General features: G+C 34.8%; 19 protein-coding genes. 10 read left to right on the forward strand and 9 right to left on the reverse strand.

Features of this window, described 5'->3' with window-relative positions; all coding sequences use genetic code 11:
- Window positions 1-19 precede the first annotated feature (19 nt).
- From phhA to VB796_RS00225, 5 genes are all read left to right on the forward strand, one after another.
- Complete coding sequence (phhA, locus tag VB796_RS00205) at window positions 20-814, forward strand: phenylalanine 4-monooxygenase (protein ID WP_323344786.1); 795 nt, start codon at window positions 20-22, stop codon at window positions 812-814.
- Window positions 801-1,940, forward strand: a complete 1,140-nt coding sequence (hppD, locus tag VB796_RS00210) for a 4-hydroxyphenylpyruvate dioxygenase (RefSeq protein WP_323344491.1) — start codon at window positions 801-803, stop codon at window positions 1,938-1,940. Before phhA ends, hppD begins: the two co-directional genes overlap by 14 nt.
- A gap of 116 nt (window positions 1,941-2,056) precedes the next feature.
- Entirely contained in the window at window positions 2,057-2,503 is a 447-nt protein-coding gene (locus VB796_RS00215) for a MarR family winged helix-turn-helix transcriptional regulator (protein WP_323344492.1), read from the forward strand.
- 44 nt (window positions 2,504-2,547) lie between these two features.
- Window positions 2,548-3,804, forward strand: a complete 1,257-nt coding sequence (fahA, locus tag VB796_RS00220) for a fumarylacetoacetase (protein ID WP_323344493.1) — start codon at window positions 2,548-2,550, stop codon at window positions 3,802-3,804.
- Between the two features lie 11 nt (window positions 3,805-3,815).
- Window positions 3,816-4,649, forward strand: a complete 834-nt coding sequence (locus VB796_RS00225) for a flavin reductase family protein (protein WP_323344494.1) — start codon at window positions 3,816-3,818, stop codon at window positions 4,647-4,649.
- Between the two features lie 30 nt (window positions 4,650-4,679).
- Here VB796_RS00225 and VB796_RS00230 read toward each other — a convergent pair whose 3' ends face one another.
- The 6 genes from VB796_RS00230 to VB796_RS00255 all read right to left on the reverse strand — a co-directional run bounded on the left by VB796_RS00230 (window position 4,680) and on the right by VB796_RS00255 (window position 10,720).
- Window positions 4,680-5,741, reverse strand: coding sequence for an asparaginase (locus VB796_RS00230; RefSeq protein WP_323344495.1), 1,062 nt, complete (start codon window positions 5,739-5,741; stop codon window positions 4,680-4,682).
- Window positions 5,742-5,864: 123 nt separating this feature from the next.
- Window positions 5,865-6,635: a TatD family hydrolase gene (locus VB796_RS00235; RefSeq protein ID WP_323344496.1), complete on the reverse strand. Its 771-nt coding sequence runs from the start codon at window positions 6,633-6,635 to the stop codon at window positions 5,865-5,867.
- Between the two features lie 262 nt (window positions 6,636-6,897).
- Complete coding sequence (locus VB796_RS00240; protein ID WP_323344497.1) at window positions 6,898-7,896, reverse strand: glycosyltransferase; 999 nt, start codon at window positions 7,894-7,896, stop codon at window positions 6,898-6,900.
- 46 nt (window positions 7,897-7,942) lie between these two features.
- Complete coding sequence (locus VB796_RS00245; RefSeq protein ID WP_323344498.1) at window positions 7,943-8,542, reverse strand: polysaccharide deacetylase family protein; 600 nt, start codon at window positions 8,540-8,542, stop codon at window positions 7,943-7,945.
- A 30-nt stretch (window positions 8,543-8,572) separates the two neighbouring features.
- Complete coding sequence (locus tag VB796_RS00250; RefSeq protein WP_323344499.1) at window positions 8,573-9,670, reverse strand: glycosyltransferase family 2 protein; 1,098 nt, start codon at window positions 9,668-9,670, stop codon at window positions 8,573-8,575.
- 72 nt (window positions 9,671-9,742) lie between these two features.
- Window positions 9,743-10,720, reverse strand: a complete 978-nt coding sequence (locus VB796_RS00255) for a lysylphosphatidylglycerol synthase transmembrane domain-containing protein (protein ID WP_323344500.1) — start codon at window positions 10,718-10,720, stop codon at window positions 9,743-9,745.
- A gap of 1 nt (window position 10,721) precedes the next feature.
- Here VB796_RS00255 and ruvC point away from each other — a divergent pair, with 1 nt between their 5' ends.
- A complete protein-coding gene (gene ruvC / locus VB796_RS00260; RefSeq protein WP_323344501.1) occupies window positions 10,722-11,285 on the forward strand; it encodes a crossover junction endodeoxyribonuclease RuvC in 564 nt (187 codons plus the stop codon).
- A 109-nt stretch (window positions 11,286-11,394) separates the two neighbouring features.
- Window positions 11,395-12,648, forward strand: a complete 1,254-nt coding sequence (locus tag VB796_RS00265; protein ID WP_323344502.1) for a hypothetical protein — start codon at window positions 11,395-11,397, stop codon at window positions 12,646-12,648.
- 49 nt (window positions 12,649-12,697) lie between these two features.
- On the opposite strand, the gene VB796_RS00270 is transcribed toward VB796_RS00265, so the two are convergent.
- A complete protein-coding gene (locus VB796_RS00270) occupies window positions 12,698-14,662 on the reverse strand; it encodes a thioredoxin domain-containing protein (protein WP_323344503.1) in 1,965 nt (654 codons plus the stop codon).
- Between the two features lie 153 nt (window positions 14,663-14,815).
- Here VB796_RS00270 and VB796_RS00275 point away from each other — a divergent pair, with 153 nt between their 5' ends.
- Window positions 14,816-15,205 carry a DUF1398 domain-containing protein gene (locus tag VB796_RS00275; RefSeq protein WP_323344504.1) on the forward strand — a complete coding sequence of 130 codons (390 nt, stop codon included), beginning with the start codon at window positions 14,816-14,818 and terminating at the stop codon, window positions 15,203-15,205.
- A 231-nt stretch (window positions 15,206-15,436) separates the two neighbouring features.
- Window positions 15,437-16,315 (forward strand): pirin family protein, encoded by an 879-nt coding sequence (locus tag VB796_RS00280; RefSeq protein ID WP_323344505.1) that lies wholly within the window; start codon window positions 15,437-15,439, stop codon window positions 16,313-16,315.
- Window positions 16,316-16,418: 103 nt separating this feature from the next.
- Here VB796_RS00280 and VB796_RS00285 read toward each other — a convergent pair whose 3' ends face one another.
- Entirely contained in the window at window positions 16,419-18,767 is a 2,349-nt protein-coding gene (locus tag VB796_RS00285; RefSeq protein ID WP_323344506.1) for a hypothetical protein, read from the reverse strand.
- Window positions 18,768-18,771: 4 nt separating this feature from the next.
- Window positions 18,772-19,788: a hypothetical protein gene (locus tag VB796_RS00290; RefSeq protein ID WP_323344507.1), complete on the reverse strand. Its 1,017-nt coding sequence runs from the start codon at window positions 19,786-19,788 to the stop codon at window positions 18,772-18,774.
- Between the two features lie 145 nt (window positions 19,789-19,933).
- On the opposite strand from VB796_RS00290, the gene VB796_RS00295 reads away from it, so the two are divergent.
- On the forward strand, window positions 19,934-21,262 hold the full coding sequence (locus VB796_RS00295) for a DEAD/DEAH box helicase (RefSeq protein ID WP_323344508.1): 1,329 nt from the start codon (window positions 19,934-19,936) through the stop codon (window positions 21,260-21,262).
- Window positions 21,263-21,381: the final 119 nt, after the last annotated feature.

The raw sequence follows: 21,381 nt of genomic DNA on the forward strand, positions 1-21,381 counted from the left end.
ATGTTTAACCTTTTCTAAAATTCACACGATGTCACAAGACTATTCTGCCTATACCGAAGAAGATTTTGAGGTTTGGAAAATTCTTTTCAACCGACAAATAAAACAACTGCAACCCATGGCAAGTCAGGCATATTTGGATGGAATTGCCGAAGTTGATTTCTCTGAAAATCAGATTCCAAATTATGAAAAAGTCAATGCAATTCTGAAAGCAAAAACGGGCTGGCAAATTCATGTTGTGGAGGGTTTAATTCCGAACAAACCTTTTTTTGAATTAATGAAAAATCAACGTTTTTGTGCCTCAACTTGGTTACGTAAACGGCAACAACTTGACTATTTGGAAGAACCAGATATGTTTCATGATATTTTTGGTCATGTTCCACTTTTATCGAACCAATCAGTTTGTCATTTTTTGGAAGAATTAGCCCGCATTGCCCTCCGATTTGTCGATAACTCAACCGCCATTGAGTATATCGCACGGTTATATTGGTACACCATTGAATTCGGGTTAATACTTGAAAATGAGCAACTTAAAATTTACGGAGCAGGGATTTTATCCTCATCGGGCGAGAGTATTTATTGTTTAGCATCGGATAAACCCAAACGATTGCCGTACAATATTCAACAGATTTTTGATACGCCTTACATCAAAGAACATTATCAAGAACAATATTTTGTGATTGATTCTTACCAACAATTATTCGATTCCATTCAAGCAATTGAAGCCGAATTAGAGAAAAGACTTGGGCTTTTTCCAAAATATTTAAGTTTTCCAATAAAAGACACTAAAATCAACTATCAATATGCAAACATCTGAATATCAAACACTTGAAAATGCTAATAATTCCAACACTGGCGATTTTCTCCCCATCAATGGAACGGACTATTTAGAATTGTATGTAGGAAATGCCCGACAATCAGCTCATTTTTTTCAAACTGCCCTGGGTTTTCAACCGCTCGCCTATTCGGGCTTGAGTACAGGTGTAAAAACACAAGAAAGTTATGTACTGAAACAAGATAAAATCAGAATTGTACTGACGACACCATTAGTTGGTGGAACTGAAATTGGGAAACATATCGACTTGCACGGAGATGGCGTAAAGGCAATTGCTCTTTGGGTTGATGATGCAGAAAAGGCATTCCACGAAACCATAAAAAGGGGTGCAGAAATGGTTTTTGAACCGATTGCTGAACAAGACGAATTTGGCAGTGTAAAACGTGCGGCGATAAAAACTTACGGCGATACCATCCATATTTTTGTGGAACGTAAAGATTACAAAGGAATATTTCTGCCCCATTTTAAAGCGTGGAATCCAACTTATCAGCCTGAATCAATTGGTTTAAAATATATTGACCATTGCGTAGGAAATGTAGGTTGGAATGAAATGAATCGTTGGACAGATTTTTACGCTAACGTAATGGGATTCAGTCAATTAGTTAGTTTTGACGACAAAGATATTTCAACGGAATACACCGCTTTAATGTCAAAAGTGATGTCAAATGGGAATGGAAAAATCAAATTTCCAATTAATGAACCTGCTGAAGGCAAGAAGAAATCTCAAATTGAAGAATACCTCAATTTTTACGGTGGCTCAGGCGTACAACACATAGCAGTAGCGACTGATGATATTGTTTCGACGGTTGTAGCCATGAAATCAAGAGGTATTGAGTTTTTGCAAGTGCCTGATTCTTATTATGATACCCTTTTGGATAGAGTAGGAAAAATTGAAGAAGAATTAAGTGAATTGCGAAATTTGGGCGTTTTGGTTGACCGTGACGAAGATGGATATTTACTCCAAATTTTCACAAAACCAATCGTTTCGAGACCAACTTTGTTTTTTGAAATCATACAAAGAAAAGGAGCAAAATCGTTCGGAAAAGGAAATTTCAAAGCACTTTTTGAGGCAATCGAAAGAGAACAAGCCCTTCGTGGAACGCTTTAAACCCACATTTGGCGTTTGGAAGTTCGGAATTAAAGGTTAAATTCATTAATTTGGTAACTAATTATTGTTAAGTCAATTATTTACAAAACCGAATTATATAAATCTTACCTTTTCTTATGACTCCAAATACTGCTGATAACCGAGCTTATTTTTTTAAAATTGATACCACGATTAAAAAAATTCGTCAAAGCCTACAAAAAAAATTAGATGACCTCAATGTTGATTTAACGGTTGACCAATGGGTACTTTTAGACCATATTTTCAGACATGAAGCCAACGGAGTTAGTCAAAATGAGTTGGCAGAAATGACCGTAAAAGATGCCCCAACAGTTACCAGAATTATTGATTTATTGGTAAAAAAACAATTGGCTGAACGTAAAATGGCGGAAAATGACCGTCGTAAATTCAATATTACACTCACTGAGGCGGGTAGAAACAAATTTCATGAAGCATATCCAATTGTGGCTGAGGTGCGGAGAAAGGGTTGGGGAGATTTGAACGATGATGATTATAAAACCTTCGTTAGAATTTTAGATTCAATTTATACAAATATTACAGGCTAAAATATTGGCAATGAATCGTTTGCATTATTTTAGCTTTTTAAAATATGCAAACTCAAATCATTGACACATACATAAACGTACCTAAAAACTCTGATTTTTCAATTCACAATCTTCCTTTTGGCGTTTATTCAATTGATAATCAAAGCATTAAAAAAATAGGAATTGCCATCGGTAATGAAATTTTAGATGTACAGTTTTGCCAAAATATGGATTTTTTCCACGACTTAGATTTTGACAAACACGTTTTTTTTGCTCAAAATCTAAACCCTTTAATGGCTTTGGGAAGGAGAAAAAATCAAGAAATCAGACAAAAAATTCAGCATATTTTGTCTCTCGATTTTACAGAAAAAAACCTTGTTTTAGAACATGGTTTGGCAAAACAATCGGACGTAAAAATGCACTTGCCAATTCAAATTGGAGATTATACCGATTTTTATTCGAGCATTGAACACGCCACCAACGTAGGTAAATTATTCCGTGACCCACAAAATGCCCTTTTACCCAATTGGCGAAATTTGCCTGTTGCCTATCACGGAAGAGCCTCTTCGATATTTGTTTCTGGGACAAATTTTCATCGTCCAAAAGGACAAATTTTATCGGAGGATAATCAAACCCCAATTTTTACCCCAACTAAAGCCTTAGATTTTGAATTAGAAATAGCAACCATTATCGGAAAAAGCTCTAAAATTGGGGAATCCATTTCTACCTCAGAAGCAGAAGATTATGTGTTTGGTTTTGTACTTTTCAACGATTGGTCGGCACGAGACATTCAACGTTGGGAATATCAGCCACTTGGCCCATTTTTAGGAAAAAATTTTTTCTCATCAATTTCACCTTGGGTCGTCAGTATTGAAGCATTACAACCATTCAGAGTAGCGTCTCCAGAACAAAATCCAGCCGTTTTTGATTATTTAAAAACAGAAGGATTACGGAATTTTGACATAGAATTAAGCGTATCAATTCAAAATGGAAATTCAGAAGAAACTGAAATCTGCCGAACAAATTTTAAAAAAATGTACTGGAATGTCGCTCAACAAATTGCTCATCATACCGTAAACGGTTGTAATTTGAATACAGGAGACGTTTTGGCATCTGGAACAATTTCGGGTTCAGAAATCGGTACGTTCGGTTCATTATTAGAATTAACTGCCAATGGGAAAATTGAATTGATGCTAAAAGATGGTTCAAAACGTACATTTTTGGAAGATAAGGACACTGTAATTATTCGAGGATTCTCTGAAAAAAATGACATCAGAATTGGATTTGGAGAAGTAAAAGGAACAGTTTTGGCAAATTTATAAGCAAATAAAACATGACTATTGACCCTAAAAATATTGATTCAAGAGAATTTTATACATACGCTACATCTGCAATTGCACCCCGTCCAATTGCTTTTGCTTCGACCATTGATTTAAACGGAAATGTAAATTTGAGTCCTTTCAGTTTTTTCAATTTTGTAGGTATAAATCCTCCAATACTCGTTTTTTCACCGAATAGACGAGGCAAAGATGGCAGTCAGAAAAATACAACTGAAAATTTGCACGAAGTTCCAGAAGTAGTAATCAATTTGGTGGATTATTCAATGGTTCAACAAATGTCTCTAACCAGTTGCGAATATCCCAAAGGTGTAAATGAATTTATGAAAGCGGGTTTTACAGAAGAAAAATCATTACTCGTTCAACCACCAAGAGTAAAAGAATCGCCTGTGCAATTTGAATGTAAAGTATTGGAAATCAAAGAATACGGAACAGCAAACATTGTGGTTTGTGAGATTTTAATGGCTCATTTTGCAGAACATATTTTAGACGAAAATAGAAAAATTGACCAATTAAAAACAGATTGGGTAGCTCGTTTAGGAGGAGATTGGTACGCCAGAATTAGTCCAGAAACCTTATTCAAAGTTCCCAAACCAAGTACAAAACAAGGCATAGGCATTGATAAATTGCCTGATTTTATAAAATATTCTACTCAATTATCTGGAAACGATTTAGGGAAATTAGGCAATTTAGAGTCTTTACCTACTGAAGAAGAATTACAACAATTTGCTTTAAATCAAGACATTACACAAGAAGAAAGATTTTCAAAAGCAAAGTCTCTATTAGGCAAAAATCTTGTTTATGAAGCCATTTGTCTGTTACTCAGTTGATGTCATCTTTCCCAAAATCCCCAAATATCGTTAGGACATTTCTCCCGCAATTGACCGTTTGAGCATTGCTCTAACTTCCTGAATATCATCGCTTTGTCCCAATGCAAACATCAATTTCGTAATCGCAGCCTCGGTGGTAATGTCTGCACCACTCACCACGCCAATTTCTTGCAAAAAATGACTCGTTTGGTATCGTCCTTGCGTAACACGACCGCCGTTACACTGTGAAACATTAAAAATAATTATGCCCTTGTCAATAAATTCTTTCATCAATTTCAAAAACCATTCATCAGTTGGAGCATTGCCCGAACCATAAGTTTCCAAAATAACACCACGTAAACCTTTAATTTCTAATACATTACGAACAACTTTGTCCGTAATGCCTGGGAATAATTTTAAGATAAGAACATTATCATCAAAAGTATGATGAACCTGCAATTCGGCATTTTGTTCATAGCTTTTCAAATAGGGCTTATTGTATTCGATTTTAATTCCTGCTTCGGCTAAAACAGGGTAATTCTCTGATTTAAAGGCATTAAACTGAACACTTTCGTTTTTCCTTGCCCGATTTCCACGCAATAAAAGCGAGTTAAAGTAAATACAAACCTCTGAAATAATCGGGCGATTATGGGTTTGAGCAGCCGCAATTTCCAGAGCTGTAATGAAATTTTCCTTCGCATCAGTACGAGCAACTCCAATGGGTAATTGAGCTCCTGTAAAAATGACAGGTTTATTCAAATTTTCCAATAAATAACTCAAGGCAGAGGCCGAGTAAGCCATTGTATCCGTTCCGTGCAGAACCACAAAAGAGTCGTATTGAGTATAATTTTCTTTAATAATTTCGGCTAATTGTACCCAAACTTGCGGATTCATATTAGAAGAATCCAACAGATTGTCAAAAGTAAGCACTGAAATTTCGAAATCTAAACGAGCCATTTCGGGCAAATTATCTGGAATTTGAGCAAAATCAAAAGGCACTAAACTATCCGTTTTAGCATCATAAACCATTCCTAAAGTGCCTCCTGTGTAAATGACAAGCACTTTTACATCGTTATTGCCATCGGCTTTTGTTTTTATTTTTATCGTTTTCATTGATGAAGTTTTTTTGTGTATTGTCTTGAGTATTAAGTCTTGAGTATTAAGTCCTAAGAAGTGCCAATGGTATTAAGATTTCATTATACTTGTACTTAATACCTAAGACTTTGTACTTAATACTCAATACCTAAGACTCTTCGCATTCAAAGTTGTCTGTTCAATCACTTGCTCAACACTAACTTCCATCGTATCAGCAACTTTCTGAGCAATGATAGTGAGATAAGCAGGTTCATTTCTTTTGCCACGATACGGAACAGGAGCGAGATAAGGAGCGTCAGTTTCCAAAACGATATTTTCTAAACTGATGTGTGGTAAAATTTTATCCAAACCACCATTTTTGAAAGTTACAACGCCACCAATTCCCAATAAAAAGCCTAATTCAATAGCTTTTTGAGCATCTGCTAAATCTCCACTAAAGCAATGGAAAATTCCTTTTAAATTCGGGTCGGCATTCTTTTCTATGAGTTCAACCGTTTCCCAAAACGCATTTCTTGAGTGAATATCAATCCATAAATTATGTTTTTTTGCCAATTGGCACTGTGTTAAAAAAGCCTCTTCCTGCTGTTTTTGAAAGGTTTTATCCCAATATAAATCCATACCAATTTCACCAATCGCCAAGAATTTATATTTATTCAACCATTCTTCAACAATGTATAATTCTTTCTCAAAATCCTCCTTCACATAGCAAGGATGCAAACCCATCATGGGTAAACATTTGGTTGGATATTGTTCTGCTAAAGCCATCATACCTTCAATTGTTTCAGAGGCACAATTGGGCATCCAAATTTCAGAAACTCCTTCCGAAAAAGCCTTTTCTAACATAATGGCACGGTCTTCTGCAAAAACCTCATCATAAATATGAGCGTGCGTTTCAATAATACTTAAATTCATTTTTGTTAATATTTTTTTAGAGATTAGAGATTAGAGATTAGAGATTAGAGATTAGAGATTAGAGATTAGAGATTAGAGGCAATGCTTAATTCATATTGATAGTTCCAATTCAAATCTAATATTTCATTTTTTTTTGACGGACTTGAATGAAATCTATCCTCTATTCTCTATAATCTAACATCTATCCTCTATTCTCTATAATCTAACATCTATCTTCTAATCTCTATCCTCTGAAATCTATCCTCTAAACTCTATCCTCTATCTAATAAACTCTCCCTTTCCAATCTACTTTAACGGGTGAATAATAGAAGAAAATCATTGTTATTTGCCACCAATTAGCGTAAAATTCGTACAAAAATAGGTGTTTAATGAGATGATATTCTTTCAATTTTATAATTGTCGGTAAAACCGTAATCGTTTGATTTATCCACTTCAATAACCATAAAATTCCCGCTAATTTCCATGAAAAAGTTAATCCGATGATTATTAAAATTGGTAAAAATAGTGCTTGAAAAAACAACAAGCCAACAATCCACCAAGGACATTGCAAAGCTCCAACCATCCAGCGTTTTCGTTGATGCAAAAACTCCCGAAGGTTGAACATCGGTAAGGTTTGATTAAAAACTTCCTGATTAATGGTATTTTTGAAAGAGAACCTTTTTTGCACAACTTCGTGGAATAATGCAAAATCTTCGGTTATAGAAAAAGGGATTTTTGCATAACCACCCGTACTTTCATAAGCCTCACGACTAACCGCAGAATTATTCCCTAAACCCGTCAAAGGGATTTTTAAATCGGCTGCAAATTTCAGTAAGCTCAGAGCATGAAGCCAATCTATTGATTGAAAATGATGCCACATTTTATGCCCACGAATAGACGTAATTCCTACTTGATGACCAACTCTTGAATCCTTCTCAAAATTAGTAATCATCCCTTTTGCCCAATCAGGATTAACGGTTACATCGGCATCACAAATCAAGAAATATTTACCAGTAGAATATTCATAAAGATTGGCTAAAACATTTGCTTTACCTCTCTGATTATTAATAACCTTTTGAATATCAATTAATTGAAAACTATCTTTTCCTTTTATGAAATCAATTACAAACCATTTTGTATTATCTTCTGAGCTATCATTTCCAATTAATACCTGCAAACAATCTTTGGGATAATCCAATCGTTCGATTGAATGAAGACAATTAATTATATTATCTTCCTCATTTCGTGCCGCAATCCATATTGTTATTTTGGGGTAATTCATAAGTGATTTTTAAGAGGTTTCATCAGTATTCCGCATCTGCCGAACACTACATTTTTTTAAAGGCATAGCCTTGTTCTGAAAAATATTCTAACATCCGTGGCAAGGCATACATCATATTTTTACTTGCCTTTATGCTATCATGAAAAAGTACAATTGAACCATCATCTGTATATTGTAACGTTTTCTTCAAAACTTGTTCTTTGTTTATATTTTGGTCGTAATCAGCCGTCAGCACATCCCACATCACAATTTGGTGAGTTTTCAGTATTTCTTTTGCTTGATTTCGTTTTATTCTGCCATAAGGTGGTCTAAAAAAATTCGTTGATTGCTTCGACTTATTTTCTATTTCAGCCTGACATAAATCAAAGTTGTTCAAATATACATTCTGTTCAGTGTTCCAACCTTTCAAATGATTAAAAGTATGATTCCCAACGGTATGACCCTGATTTACAACCTGTTGAAATACCTCTGAATGTTTGGCAATATTATCTCCAATGCAAAAAAAGGTAGCTTTTGCGTTAAATTTTGCCAATTCTTCCATGACAAATTCAGTAACTTCTGGAATTGGGCCATCGTCAAAAGTCAAATAAATTTCCTTTTCTTTAGTCGGAATTCGCCAAAGAAAATCGGGATATAAAGCCCGCATTAAAAAATTTGTTTTGTGAATAACCATATTTTACGACAATTTTCTACCTTTCCAAGTATAACCTTTTCCTTGGGCAATTAACCCAAAAAAGACCACGTAAAATGGATAGAAAATTTGAATAATTGGAATATATTTAATTTTACCATGATGCCCTAAAAACCTGATTATCAGCGATAAAAAAACAAATTCAGATGAAAACTTAACTAATAAATTTGTATAATTCAAAGTCGCCAGACTGTAAATAACACCCAAATTTACAATAAAAATAAAGATTGCTAAAGCCGAAACCTTCCAATCTTTATAATATTTCCATTTGCTCGCCCATCGTCGGCGTTGTTGGTAAAAATGTTGCCAATTGGGTTGAGCATTTGTGAGTACAATGGCATCTTTATTAGAATTAAAAACCACTTTATCGGGATATTTATGAGCAATTTTGTGCATTAAAAACTCATCGTCGCCCGAAGCTAAATGTTCATTTCCCGAAAACCCTCCGACTTCCTCAAAAACATCACGGGTATATGCAATATTCGCTCCATTGCACATATTGGGCTTTTTCAGGTACATGGCACAAGCTCCAGAGCCTATTAAACTGGCAAACTCAATTATCTGAGCAGTATTCCAAAAACTTTCTTCATTTATGAAAGAGACAGGAGAACTGACCAATTTGGCGTTTGTGGCCTTAAAAATTTGTTCAATGGAAACCAACCAATTTTCAGAAACCCTACAATCGCCATCGGTTGTAATGATTAATTCTCCCGAAGATATTTCAATACTTTTTTGAATTGCCCGCTTTTTGGGTGAAGCACTTTTATCATCAAAAACATTAAGCAATTTCAAGGTATATTTTGCTTTTTCTTGAAATGCCAAAACCAAATTCTCCGTGTTGTCCGTCGAACCGTCGTTTGCTATAATTACCTCAAAATTTCCAAATGGATAATTCTGACTATCAAGGTCTTGTAAAATTTTTACAATATTATCCTCCTCATTTCTCACAGGAATAACGACAGTTAATTTTGTATTTTTTTCACTTATTATTGAAACTTTTTCACGATTCATTTTCAACCATGTAAATACCAGTACAAGGTTGAAAAGTGCGTACAAAATATTGATAATCAAAAAGAAAAGCATTGATTTACGTTTTATGTAACATGGGAATCTTACCCAAAAGTGTCTTACCCAATTAATAGGAAAATTCCTGTGCTATTTAGATTTAAAAAATAAAAATCCCCCTACGATAACAGGAAGTAAAATATTAATCAACCACAAAAAAAATGTAGCCGTAACAACTGAAGACGTTTGAACTGAATATAAACTAAAAAAATGCAATGCAGAAAACTCCCTCACACCTAAATCACTCAAAAAATTGATGGGTGGAATAATGGTTTTGAACAGTAAAACTAAACATGAAATCGCCCATAATTCAAACAAAGAAATATCTATTTGAAAAATAATAAGCACGAAGACAAACTGTATTGAAAAGGTTAGATAACGTAAAACCGACCAGAAGAAAACGGTTCTAAATTCTCTTAAATCAAATTCTGTGATAGCTTTCAGGTGATTTTCGTATCTTTTTACCCATTGAAAATCACTTAAAAATAAGGTTATTCTCTGACGGAAAAGGAACACAAAAACCCCTAAAATCAAGATAAAAATCAACAAACAAAAGATTATTTGGTCGAAAATTGAAATATTTTTTGAGCTAATGACACCATAGGCTATCACGCCAAAGATGATTGAAACATAAAATTGAATGCCATTTCCTAATAAAATTGAGCCGATACCTTCCGAACGGTTTTTGCTTTTCAATTTCATTAATCGTCCTGCAAAATCGCCCAAATTGGCAGGCGAAATAAAACCTAATGTCAAGCCAACCAAAACAGATTGGTATGCGTCTATAAAAGTAATATTTTCAATTTTTCGGGCTAAGATTTGCCATTTTTTAGCTTCAAAACCCCAATTAAGAATTATTAATCCAATAATGAAAACCAAGTAATGCAAATTTTCTTGAATAGAAATCCCTTGAAATTCCCGAATTAAACTATAAATATTTTCTTGTTTTTGTTGGAGAGTTTTGAAAAGAATGATAAATATTAATGCAAAAACTACCCATTTAATTATCAGAAATAGTTTTTCGGATAAAATGCTTGTTTTGGGTGGCGTTTCTTGGGTATTTTGCATTATGGCTGAAATAAAAGAAAAAATAATTTTAGGAGTTGACCCAGGCACTCGTTTTATGGGTTATGGTGTAATTTTGACGCAAGGTGATTCTATGAAAGTTTTGCAGTATGGAGTCATAAACGTAAGCAAATATACAACGCAAGGAATGAAATTAAAGAAAATTTACGAGCGTATTATTGGTATCATTGAAGAATTTTTGCCTGATGAGATGGCAATTGAAGCACCATTTTTTGGGGTAAATGTACAATCTATGCTAAAATTGGGCAGGGCTCAAGGTGTGGTGATGGCAGCAGCACTTTCTCGTGAAATTCCAATTGTTGAGTATTCTCCCAAAACCGTAAAACAATCGGTGACAGGCAACGGAAATGCCTCAAAAGAACAAGTGGCAGCAATGCTTGATAACCTTTTGAAGATGAAATTAGATGCTAAAATGTTTGATGCAACGGATGCTTTGGGCATTGCGGTTTGTCACCACTTTCACGGAACAAGTATTATGGCTACCATGAAAGGAACGAAAAAAGGTTGGGGTGCTTTTGTAAATGAAAATCCTGAGAGAATAAAGTAAAGGAGTTAAAAGGTGATGGCGAATGGGGTTAAAGCGGTAAGTATTATGAGTTGAAAAGTTAATGTGGTTTTCAGTTTGCCGTGTACTACAATTAAACTAAAAATTTAGAATGAATATTGGACAACGCACATACAAGTTTCTTCTCCTATTAATTACTGTTAACTGTTTAGTGCTAACTTTAAACTGCAACGCTCAATTATCTAATAAACAAGGCATTAGTTCAATTTCTATTCATCCTTCTGGTACAATATTCACTTTTGGTTTGCCACAATCTTCAACCATTCCAAGTGGTTTTCAACAAGGGGTTTTTAGTTATTTTCCGTTTCCATTTACTGCTTTCCCCATTAATTCAAGCGTAAATCGAGCGGGGAAAACTGAATTAACTGGACTAATCGGGTCGTTTGATTTAGGCTTAAATATTTCTAAATTATTAAAAAACGACCGAATTTTCAGAGGCGAAGCTGGTGTATATTATGCCTGTATTCCGCATAGTTATTCGATTGGAAACGATTTCCGATTCTTTGTGAATAATAAAACGGCAAGTTTATGGCAAAACACCATGCGTTATTCAGGATTATCGGCAAGTGCAACATATACCACAAAATCACTTGGAAGGCGTAGTTGGGGAGAAGCTCGAAATTACGTTCAATTGGGTATCAGAACGATGAATTATTTAGGCAAATCGGCTGAAAATCAAGAAGAATGGATTTTTAATGGCAAAGGTTTTAAAATTGAAAGTGAAGTTGTCAATCAAAAATCTTTCCTCTTCTTTCTGGAACTTGGCAAAACCTACTGGCGACGAGCCGACGATATGCGTTCCTTAGATATGGGTATTCGTATCGGTATTCCTACGGGAAGTTTTGTTTCAAATACTTTTACGGGTTACAACAATAATCAAGCAACGGGAGCAAATAATATTCTTGAAAATGGGGCGTATATCGGTTTTCAAATGTCGTATCATTTGCCTTTAATGCAACTGCAAAAACCTACTGCCAAAGTTCAGAAAGCTGAAAAAATTTATTGTGAAATGGAACGTAAGGTTATCGTAAAACATCATTATAAAATCACCAAGAATGAATTACAAATTCAACTTTTTGACCATGAAAATGAAGATGGAGATGTAGTTTCAGTCTGTTTTAATGGTCAATATCTCCTCGAAAAACATACTCTTACGCTAAAATCTAAAGTTTTGACTCTCAAATTTCTTCCAAATCAACAAAATGTACTGACCGTTTTTGCCCACAATACAGGAAAAGAAGGAGCAAATACCAGTGCAATCCGATTTATGCTGAATGGAAAAATGCAGGAAATTATTTTGTATGCCGATAAAAAGGAGTCAGAAGGGATTGAATTTATGTATTAATTTTCAAAACCGCAGACGGGACAAAAAACCACCGTCTGCGTTAAATTATCTACCGAATTTGTAAAAACGCCTCCTCAACCGACTTTACAGGTAATTGGCACGTTTTATTATAACAGACAAAAACTAAGGTTTCATCCGCTTTTGCAGTACGATTTTCCAACAAAGGCAATTCACTTTGAGTTTTTGTTCCAGATATAACTTTATTGGGATGGAATCTTAAATCTATTTCTTTTCTAAACTTGTCGGCATTGTTCCCAACAATGGCAAACTCCACCGTCGGCAAAACCATTTGCGTTGCTAAACACGCCCAATTGGTTAAATAATCTACATTTTTGAGCAATAAGTCTTTCATTTTACAGAGCATTAATTTAGATAAACCCTTAAAATCTTCTCTGTCCAATAACAAGCCTAAAGTATAAAGATTCCGAGCCATCATAGAATTTGAACACGGAATTACATTGTCAAAAATCTCTTTTTTACGAGCAATTAGTGCCTCCGCATCTTTGTCGGTAAAATAAAATAATTGGTCTTCTTCATCCCAAAAATTCTGACAAACATAAAGCGTTAATTTTTCGGCTAAATGCAACCAAATTTCTTCAAAAGTAGCTTGATACAAACTCGTATAAGCATCAATTACGGCGGCGTAGTCTTCGAGAAAGCCTTTAATTTTGATTTCTCCATTTTTATAACTATGCGACAAAATGTTGTCTTTCAAGAATTTATCTTTGATAAAATGAGCATTTTGTAAAGCTAATTCCAAAAATTCTGCTTCACCAAAAGCACGATAGCCATCTACCAACCCTTTGAGCATCAAGCCATTCCAAGAACAAAGAATTTTATCGTCTAATCCTGGACGAATACGTTTATTTCGTTCTTGATTTAATTTCTCAATCTGTTCTTTATATTTTGAGTTTAAAACTGTATCATTTTTCCAAAGAATATTTACGCCATGCTCCCAATTTCCATATTCTGTAACTTGATAATCTTTGCAGAAAGCTTCGGAATCTGTTCCTAAAATCTCATCAATTTCGGCTTTGTACCAAACGTAATATTTCCCCTCCACTCCTTCCGAATCGGCATCTAAAGCGGAATAAAAACCACCTTCGGGACTGGCCATTTCTCTTTTTAGCCAGCCAATAGTTTCGTAAACAGTTTCTTTGTAAAGTTCTTCTTGCGTGAGTGTATAAGCTTCGGAATATAAACTGACCAATTGCCCATTATCATAAAGCATTTTCTCGAAATGCGGACAAAACCACTCACTATCAACAGAATAGCGGGCAAAACCACCGCCTAATTGGTCGTAAATTCCACCAATCGCAATTTTATTGAGGGTAAATTTTAAATGAGCTAATCCTTCGGGAGACGTTTTGGCATATCTCAACAAAAACATCCAAATGGAAGGCATCGGAAACTTGGGACTTCTTTGAAATCCGCCCCATTCTTCATCAAAGGTATTGGTCAGTTTTTTGTACATCATATCTAAATCGGCTTGTACAAAATCCTGATTTTCAAAGATTAAACCGTATCTATCAGTTTCTCTAAAAAGCATATTTTCGGTAAAACCTTCTGCCGATTTTTGCAGTTCTTCTTGATTATTGGCAAAACCATTGTTGACTGCTTCCAGCAATTTAATCCAGTTTTGTTTCGGAAAATACGTACCTCCGTAAAATGGTTTTCCGTCGGGCATTAAAAAAACATTTAAAGGCCAGCCACCTTGTACGCCCATTGCTTGCACAGCATCCATGTAAATTGCGTCAATATCGGGGCGTTCTTCTCGGTCAATTTTAATACTGACAAAATGTTTATTCATCACCTCCGCAACATCGTCTTTTTCAAAACTTTCATGCTCCATTACATGGCACCAATGACAAGCTGAATAGCCAATACTGACCAAAATAGGCTTATTTTCAGCTTTTGCTTTCGCCAGAGCCTCCTCTCCCCAAGGAAACCAATCCACAGGGTTTTGAGCGTGTTGTAATAAATAGGGGGAAGTTTCTTTTGCTAAACGATTCATAATATTGGGGTTGGTGCGATTAAATCAGCAAAATAAATGAAGCCTTAATCTCAATTTTGGGTAGCAAATATACTTACAAATCGGTATGTTGTGAATCTTTTGAGAGAGACTCATGTTAAAATAATAGCTGTTAACTTTATCCATTCACCCATTATGTTTACCGTAGAACAAATAGAACTTGCTCATTCAAAAGTAAAATCTGGAGCAGATTTTCCAAAGTATATTCAAGAAATTATCCTTTTGGGCGTAAAGAGTTTTGAAACGTGGGTCTTTGATAGTCATACCGAATATTTTGGTGATGACGATTTCAATACTTCGTCAAATGCTCAATATGAAAATCTAACGATTGCTGAAGAAAGTAGTGGTGAATTATTCATTTCAAAACTAAAAAACCACCAAAAGGGAGAAACCGATTATTTCACTTTTTGTAAAGATTGTGCTGAAACAGGCGTGGAAAAATGGATTGTTGATTTGGATAAAATGACTTGTACGTATTTTGACAAAGCCAATCAGGAAATTTTGGTCGAGCAAATTCCTCAATAACTGTAGCACAGGTTTTCAACCTGTATAACAAACCAAAATGACAGGTTGGAAACCTGTGTTACAAAATAAAATGACAGGTTGGAAACCTGTGTTACAAAATAAAATGACAGGTTAGAAACCTGTGTTACAAAATAAAATGACAGGTTAGAAACCTGTGCTACAAAATAAAATGACAGGTTGGAAACCTGTGTTACAAAATAAAATGACAGGTTAGAATCCTGTGTTACCTTCATGACAACGAAAAAAGTAGAATCAGTTTTAACCCCAAGAGAACCACACTTTGTGGGTGATGGTTTTAGAGTACATAATTTTATTCCAAGCGTAAGAGGTTTGGATATGCAACGCATGAGTCCGTTTATTATGATGGATTATAATTCAAAGTTTTATTTTCCACCAAGTAAAGAACCGAAAGGTGTTGGTGTTCACCCACATCGTGGATTTGAAACGGTAACTATTGCTTATAAAGGAAAAGTTGCCCATCATGATAGTAGTGGTGGCGGCGGCATTATCGGCGAAGGCGATATTCAATGGATGACGGCGGCTTCGGGCGTTTTACATAAAGAATATCACGAAGAAAATTTCAGTAAAACGGGTGGAGAATTTCAAATGGTTCAGCTTTGGGTGAATTTACCAGCCAAAGACAAAATGTCAACACCGAAATATCAAGCCATTAAAAATAGTGAAATTGAGCGTTATCAATTAGAAAATAACGGTGGTGAAATTGAAGTAATTGCAGGTCAATATAAAAATATTGAAGGAATGGCTTCAACATTTACACCCATTAATATGCTCAATGCTAAAATAAAAAGCGGAGCAAAAGCAGATTTTTCATTTCCTGCCCATTTTAATACGTGTTTATTGGTAATTGAAGGAAGTGTTTTGGTAAATGGTATCGAAAATGTCCCAACCGATAATTTTGTTTTGTTCAGCAACGAAGGCGAAGAATTTGTAGTAGAAGCCAAAGAAGATTCAGTCGTTTTAATTCTCAGTGGTGAACCAATTGATGAGCCAATTGCCGCACATGGGCCTTTTGTTATGAATACCAGAGCAGAATTAATGGAAGCTTTTGACGATTTTAATAATGGTAAATTTGGTCATTTGGCAGATTAATGATGATATTGTTTGTCTGAACGATGATTTTTAAGATTTGAGAAACTTTGAGATTAAATAAAATCCTAAAAATCATAGTTCAGACCATTATTATTGAAAGTCCCTACTCACTCACAAAAACCGAATAATCCGCACATTCTTCTAATACCTGTTTTTGATAAGCCGTATTTTGGTATTTCGATTTCAAGAGCTTGAAGTACGTTGAAAACTTAGCAATCCTCTCCTTTTCCATTCGCTTCGTAAATTTATTCATATCTTCCTCGTTATTAGTATCTTGGCTCGAAACAAAAACATCAAAAGCCACTCTTTCACATTGTGCTGCCCCAAAACAAGCTTTTGCCGCAATTTCGGAATTAGCAGATTTCATGGCTATTTCAAAATATTCTTTTGCTTTATTCGCTTGATAATAATCATTTTGATAACTTTTCCCGTTGTAAGAATTTACTTCCGAACCACTCCAGCCGTGCCGTCTCAAAATCCATGAATTTCCGTGCGTTGTGGTATTAAATGCTCCGCAACCCAATAAATAAGCACTTTCACCATCATTGGGATTTGCCTTTAATTTAACTTCTAATTCAGCCATTTTTTGGGCAAAAGTATAAGGCGAATAGCTCGTATTTGGCTTTTCATCACCAAATTTTGGCGAAATATAAAATGGGTCTTCGTTGAACATGGTAGTCCAAATTTCTTCTTTCCAAACCTTAGGATTCACTTTTCCAAAAGCCTCCGCTGCTTTTACGTAATTGTGTTCGTCCATTGCTCGTCTGCCCATGAGCGTATAAAGTTGATCATTTGAAAACCCGACTAATTTTTGTAAACCTTTATCAAAATCAGATTTATTGGGTTCTGTATAATATTGAACCAATTTTTCAACTGTTTGTAATGAAGTCGTATCTTCTATTGGAAACATATCTCTTTGCGACATATAGCCACCGTATTCTTCACCACTATTTATTTGATACGTCGTAAGCATCGTCAATAAATATGCTTTTGCAATGGCATTTGGCACAGATACTACCACATTTTCCGACGATTTCTTTCCAGAACAACTTGAAAGAAAACCTCCTTTTGTCTCATTACTCGCAACAGGTTGAACGCCACGATATTTTGAAGCTAAGATATTGCACGATTCTAAAACGGCATTACTCATTCTAAAACCTTTAGGCTTACCAATCTGCTCTAACAGTGGCAAATAAGCCATTTCAACTTCGGGCGTAATTTCTTTGGCTTTCTTACTTGTTAGTAATAATTCTTGGATAAGTATCTGATTTTTCAAGCCATTATTTTGAGAATTAACCGATTTTGCTTGAGTTAAAAACTCCTCTGATTTTGCCAAATCTCCTTCAATATATTCCATATAAGCCGAAGCAATTTGCCAAAACCCCGTTTTAGGAAGCTTTTGGTTTTCAGCACATTTCACCGAAAATTCTTTCAATTTTGACCAATAATCCGAAGCAATTTGTTGTTTATTTTTATTCTCGGTTGAATCTTCCACATATTCCCACTCTATTTGACGATAATAATAAGCTTCGTTTTTATTGATTTCACGAGCCATAATTAACTCAATCATCGGATTCTGGGGTTCAATTGCTACCATTTGTTCCAACATTGGCAAAGCATCCATTGCAGGTTTAATGCCTGCAAAAGCATAAACAGCCGATTTTTCATGGTCATTTTTACAGAATTTCAAAACTGAATCATCAATTACCAAACTGTCAATTCTGGCTCGTACCACAATATCCGCTTGGTTGCGGTGCGACTCACTACGGTCAAAAACTTGAGCAAAATCATAGTACGCCTCCGCTTTGTTTCCCAAACTGGTTTCTGCTTCTGCTTTTCGCATTAAAGCCCAATCTGAAATGAAAGTTTTTGGTGAAATAGGTTCTATCAATTTTGTGTAACGACTTACTGTTTCTTCATAATTCTTTTTCAATGCCGAAAACTTAACTAACTGAAAAGCAACACGTTCCTCAATAAAACTATCTTTATTTTGCTTGGCAATATTGATTAATGCTAAAGTTTTTTGTTCTAAAACATCCGCTTGGGAAACATATTTATTTTCTTCACCTTCATAAGAATTGACTGTTTTTTCAAAATCTATGTCAATTTCTTTGGCTAAAATGATGTAGTTTTTCGCCAATTCATTTTTATTTTGAGTCAAATATTTTTGCAAAACTGAGCTACCAAATTTCCCATAAATTCCCTTTGCTATTTCGTTCCCAGAAACTTTATTGTTGCAATATTTTTGCCAAGCAGCCATGTTTTCAATTTTGCAGAGGTCAATGGTGTCTTCTTCGTTTCCAAATCCATTCATTCCGTAAAAAAAGCTACTGGTGTAATTATATTTTTGATTTTTAGCCGTTGCATTGGTGCTTTCTGGCATAAAAAAACTCATAAATTCGTCCACATCTACCATGCCAGGGCCACAAGCAAGGAGAGTGAAAATAGCCAAAATTTTAATAGAGCGTTTTGTTAATGTGAAGGAGTTCATTAATTTGTTCATGGGAATAATAAGAAATACTTTGGGAGTCAAGATGATACAAAGCAAATGTAAGTTTTTGGTTTGGTATTTTTTCCAAAATGTTGCGAGAACCCTTCAAAATATCTTCAAAAGGAGCATCTTCACACCTAAAAATATCACCTTTTCGGATTGAAATTCCTTGAAATTGAGCATCATTTTTTACCGTAAATTGCTGTTTATCTGCTATTTGAACAAAATTCTCATTTTCATTCAATGTTTTGGCACTCAAATTATTGACAAAATACAAAAACCGATTATTTCTAAACACGACTGTCCAATGAAAAATGGGCATTACGACATCAAGTGGTAAGGGATATTGAGCCAATCGTTCGGTATATTGCTTTAAAAGTTTGGGAGAATATATCGAATTTAACGTAATAGAACTTCGCCAATCGCTCATATTATAGCACATCAACATGCCACGTTCTACGGGCGGAATACCTGTTTTTTCATAAAATTTCACTTGATGCAATCGAATTGTAGCAGATAAATGTAAGTCTGATTTTTGGAGCGTTTTCAACAATGAAAAATACTTTTGTTTCGTGGAAAGCGTCCAATCACAATCAATTTGAATAGCTTGATAAACTTTGGGGGATAATTTTGAAATGCCCTTTAAAATGAAATTTGCCAAAGAATCAACTTCATTTTGGGGAATATTTTTAAGTGTTTGATTCGTAATAAAAACCACTGGAATTATCTGACAGGAATCGGGTAATTTTTCAGAAAAACGAATTGGAGCATCTTTTTGAAAAGTATGTTTTCCTTCATTCCACGAAATATCAAAGAACTTGATATACAGTTTATTTACGCCATTTTCTTTGAGCGTAAACTTTTCATTTTCAAGCAATTGAAAGTTAGATTTCCAAAAATAAAAAGCAGTATCAATTTCTTTGGGTTGCGATTTTTGGCAACCTGTAAGAATCAAAATAAAGAGTAATAAATTTAATTTCATGAAGGCAAAAGTAAATAATCAGAGACAAAATAGGATTGAGATAACATTCTTTTTGTGAGAATTGACATAAAAGATAAATTGTACTCATTCATTTATCTTTCCTAATCTTTAAGCGTACCTTTGTGACAAAATTATTACAAACGTTATGACTTTCAACGAATTAAATCTCAACAAACAACTATTAAATGCCCTCGAAGACCTTGGTATTTCATCGCCAACGCCTATTCAAGAAAAAGTATTTTCCGCCGTAATGTCAGGCAGGGATGTTTGTGGAATAGCCCAAACGGGTACTGGTAAAACATTTGCCTATTTATTACCGTGTCTCCGTCAATTCAAATTTTCAAAAGAGAAAAACCCTCAGTTTTTGATCATTGTTCCCACTCGTGAATTAGTAATTCAAGTGGTTGAAGAAGTTCAAAAATTAAGTAAATATTTGAGTATGAACGTTGTAGGTGTTTACGGCGGTGTCAATTTAAGACCACAAGCAGCGGAGGTTGCACAAGGTTTAGATATGTTGGTAGGTACTCCTGGACGAATTGTTGATTTATTGGCGACGGGTGTTTTAAAACCAAAAGGGATTAAAAAATTAGTCATCGATGAATTTGACGAAATGCTCAATTTGGGTTTTAGAGCTCAACTAAAAAATATCTTCGACCGTTTACCCGAAAAAAGACAAAATTTGATGTTTTCGGCAACCTTAAATCACGAAGTAGAAATTCTGATTGAAGATTATTTCAATGATTTATTAAGAATTGAAGCAACGCCCGTTGGAACACCTTTAGATAATATTGCCCAATCTTACTACTCCGTTCCCAACTTCTTCACGAAAATCAACTTCTTAAAATTGCTATTAAACGAAAATCCAGACATGAGTAAAGTTTTGGTTTTTGTGTCAACGAAGCATTTGGCCGACCTTGTTTTTGAAGAATTAACGGAAGAATTTGCCGATTCAATGAGTGTTATTCACTCAAATAAGGCTCAAAATCATAGATTTGCTTCGGTAAATGATTTTCAAGAAGGTAAAATAAGATTCTTAATTGCCACTGATGTCATCGCTCGTGGTTTAGACGTGGCGGGAGTTACGCACGTTATCAACTTTGACCTACCCAATGCTCCCGAAAATTATGTTCACCGCATCGGTCGTACAGGTAGAGTTGAACGAAAAGGAGTTGCGATGTCATTCGTGATTGAAAGAGAAATGGAATATTTGGCAGAAATTGAGAAACTGATGAATTATGAAATTCCTAAATTGGAACTTCCTGAAAACGTTCAGATTTCAGCCCAAACTTTATTAGACGAAATACCTAAAGTTTATACCAAAGCAACCGAAGTAAAAGCCCCAAAAAGAGAAGGAGCTGGCGAAGCATTCCACGAAAAGTCGGATAAAAATAAGAAAGTAAATGTAAGAAGAAACCACGCCGATGAAATGAAGAAAAAGTACGGTCGCTCTTATGAAAAAAGAAATAAAGATTAATTTTAAACGGAATTATCTACTATTTGTCGCAAGACAAAATTAGACCACGGATAGAACAGATAAAACAGATTTACACTGATTTTTCTTTAAATTTATCCGTGTAAATCAGTTGAATCAGT

Source organism: Arcicella sp. LKC2W, from assembly GCF_034931005.1.
Classification (GTDB): Bacteria; Bacteroidota; Bacteroidia; order Cytophagales; family Spirosomataceae; genus Arcicella.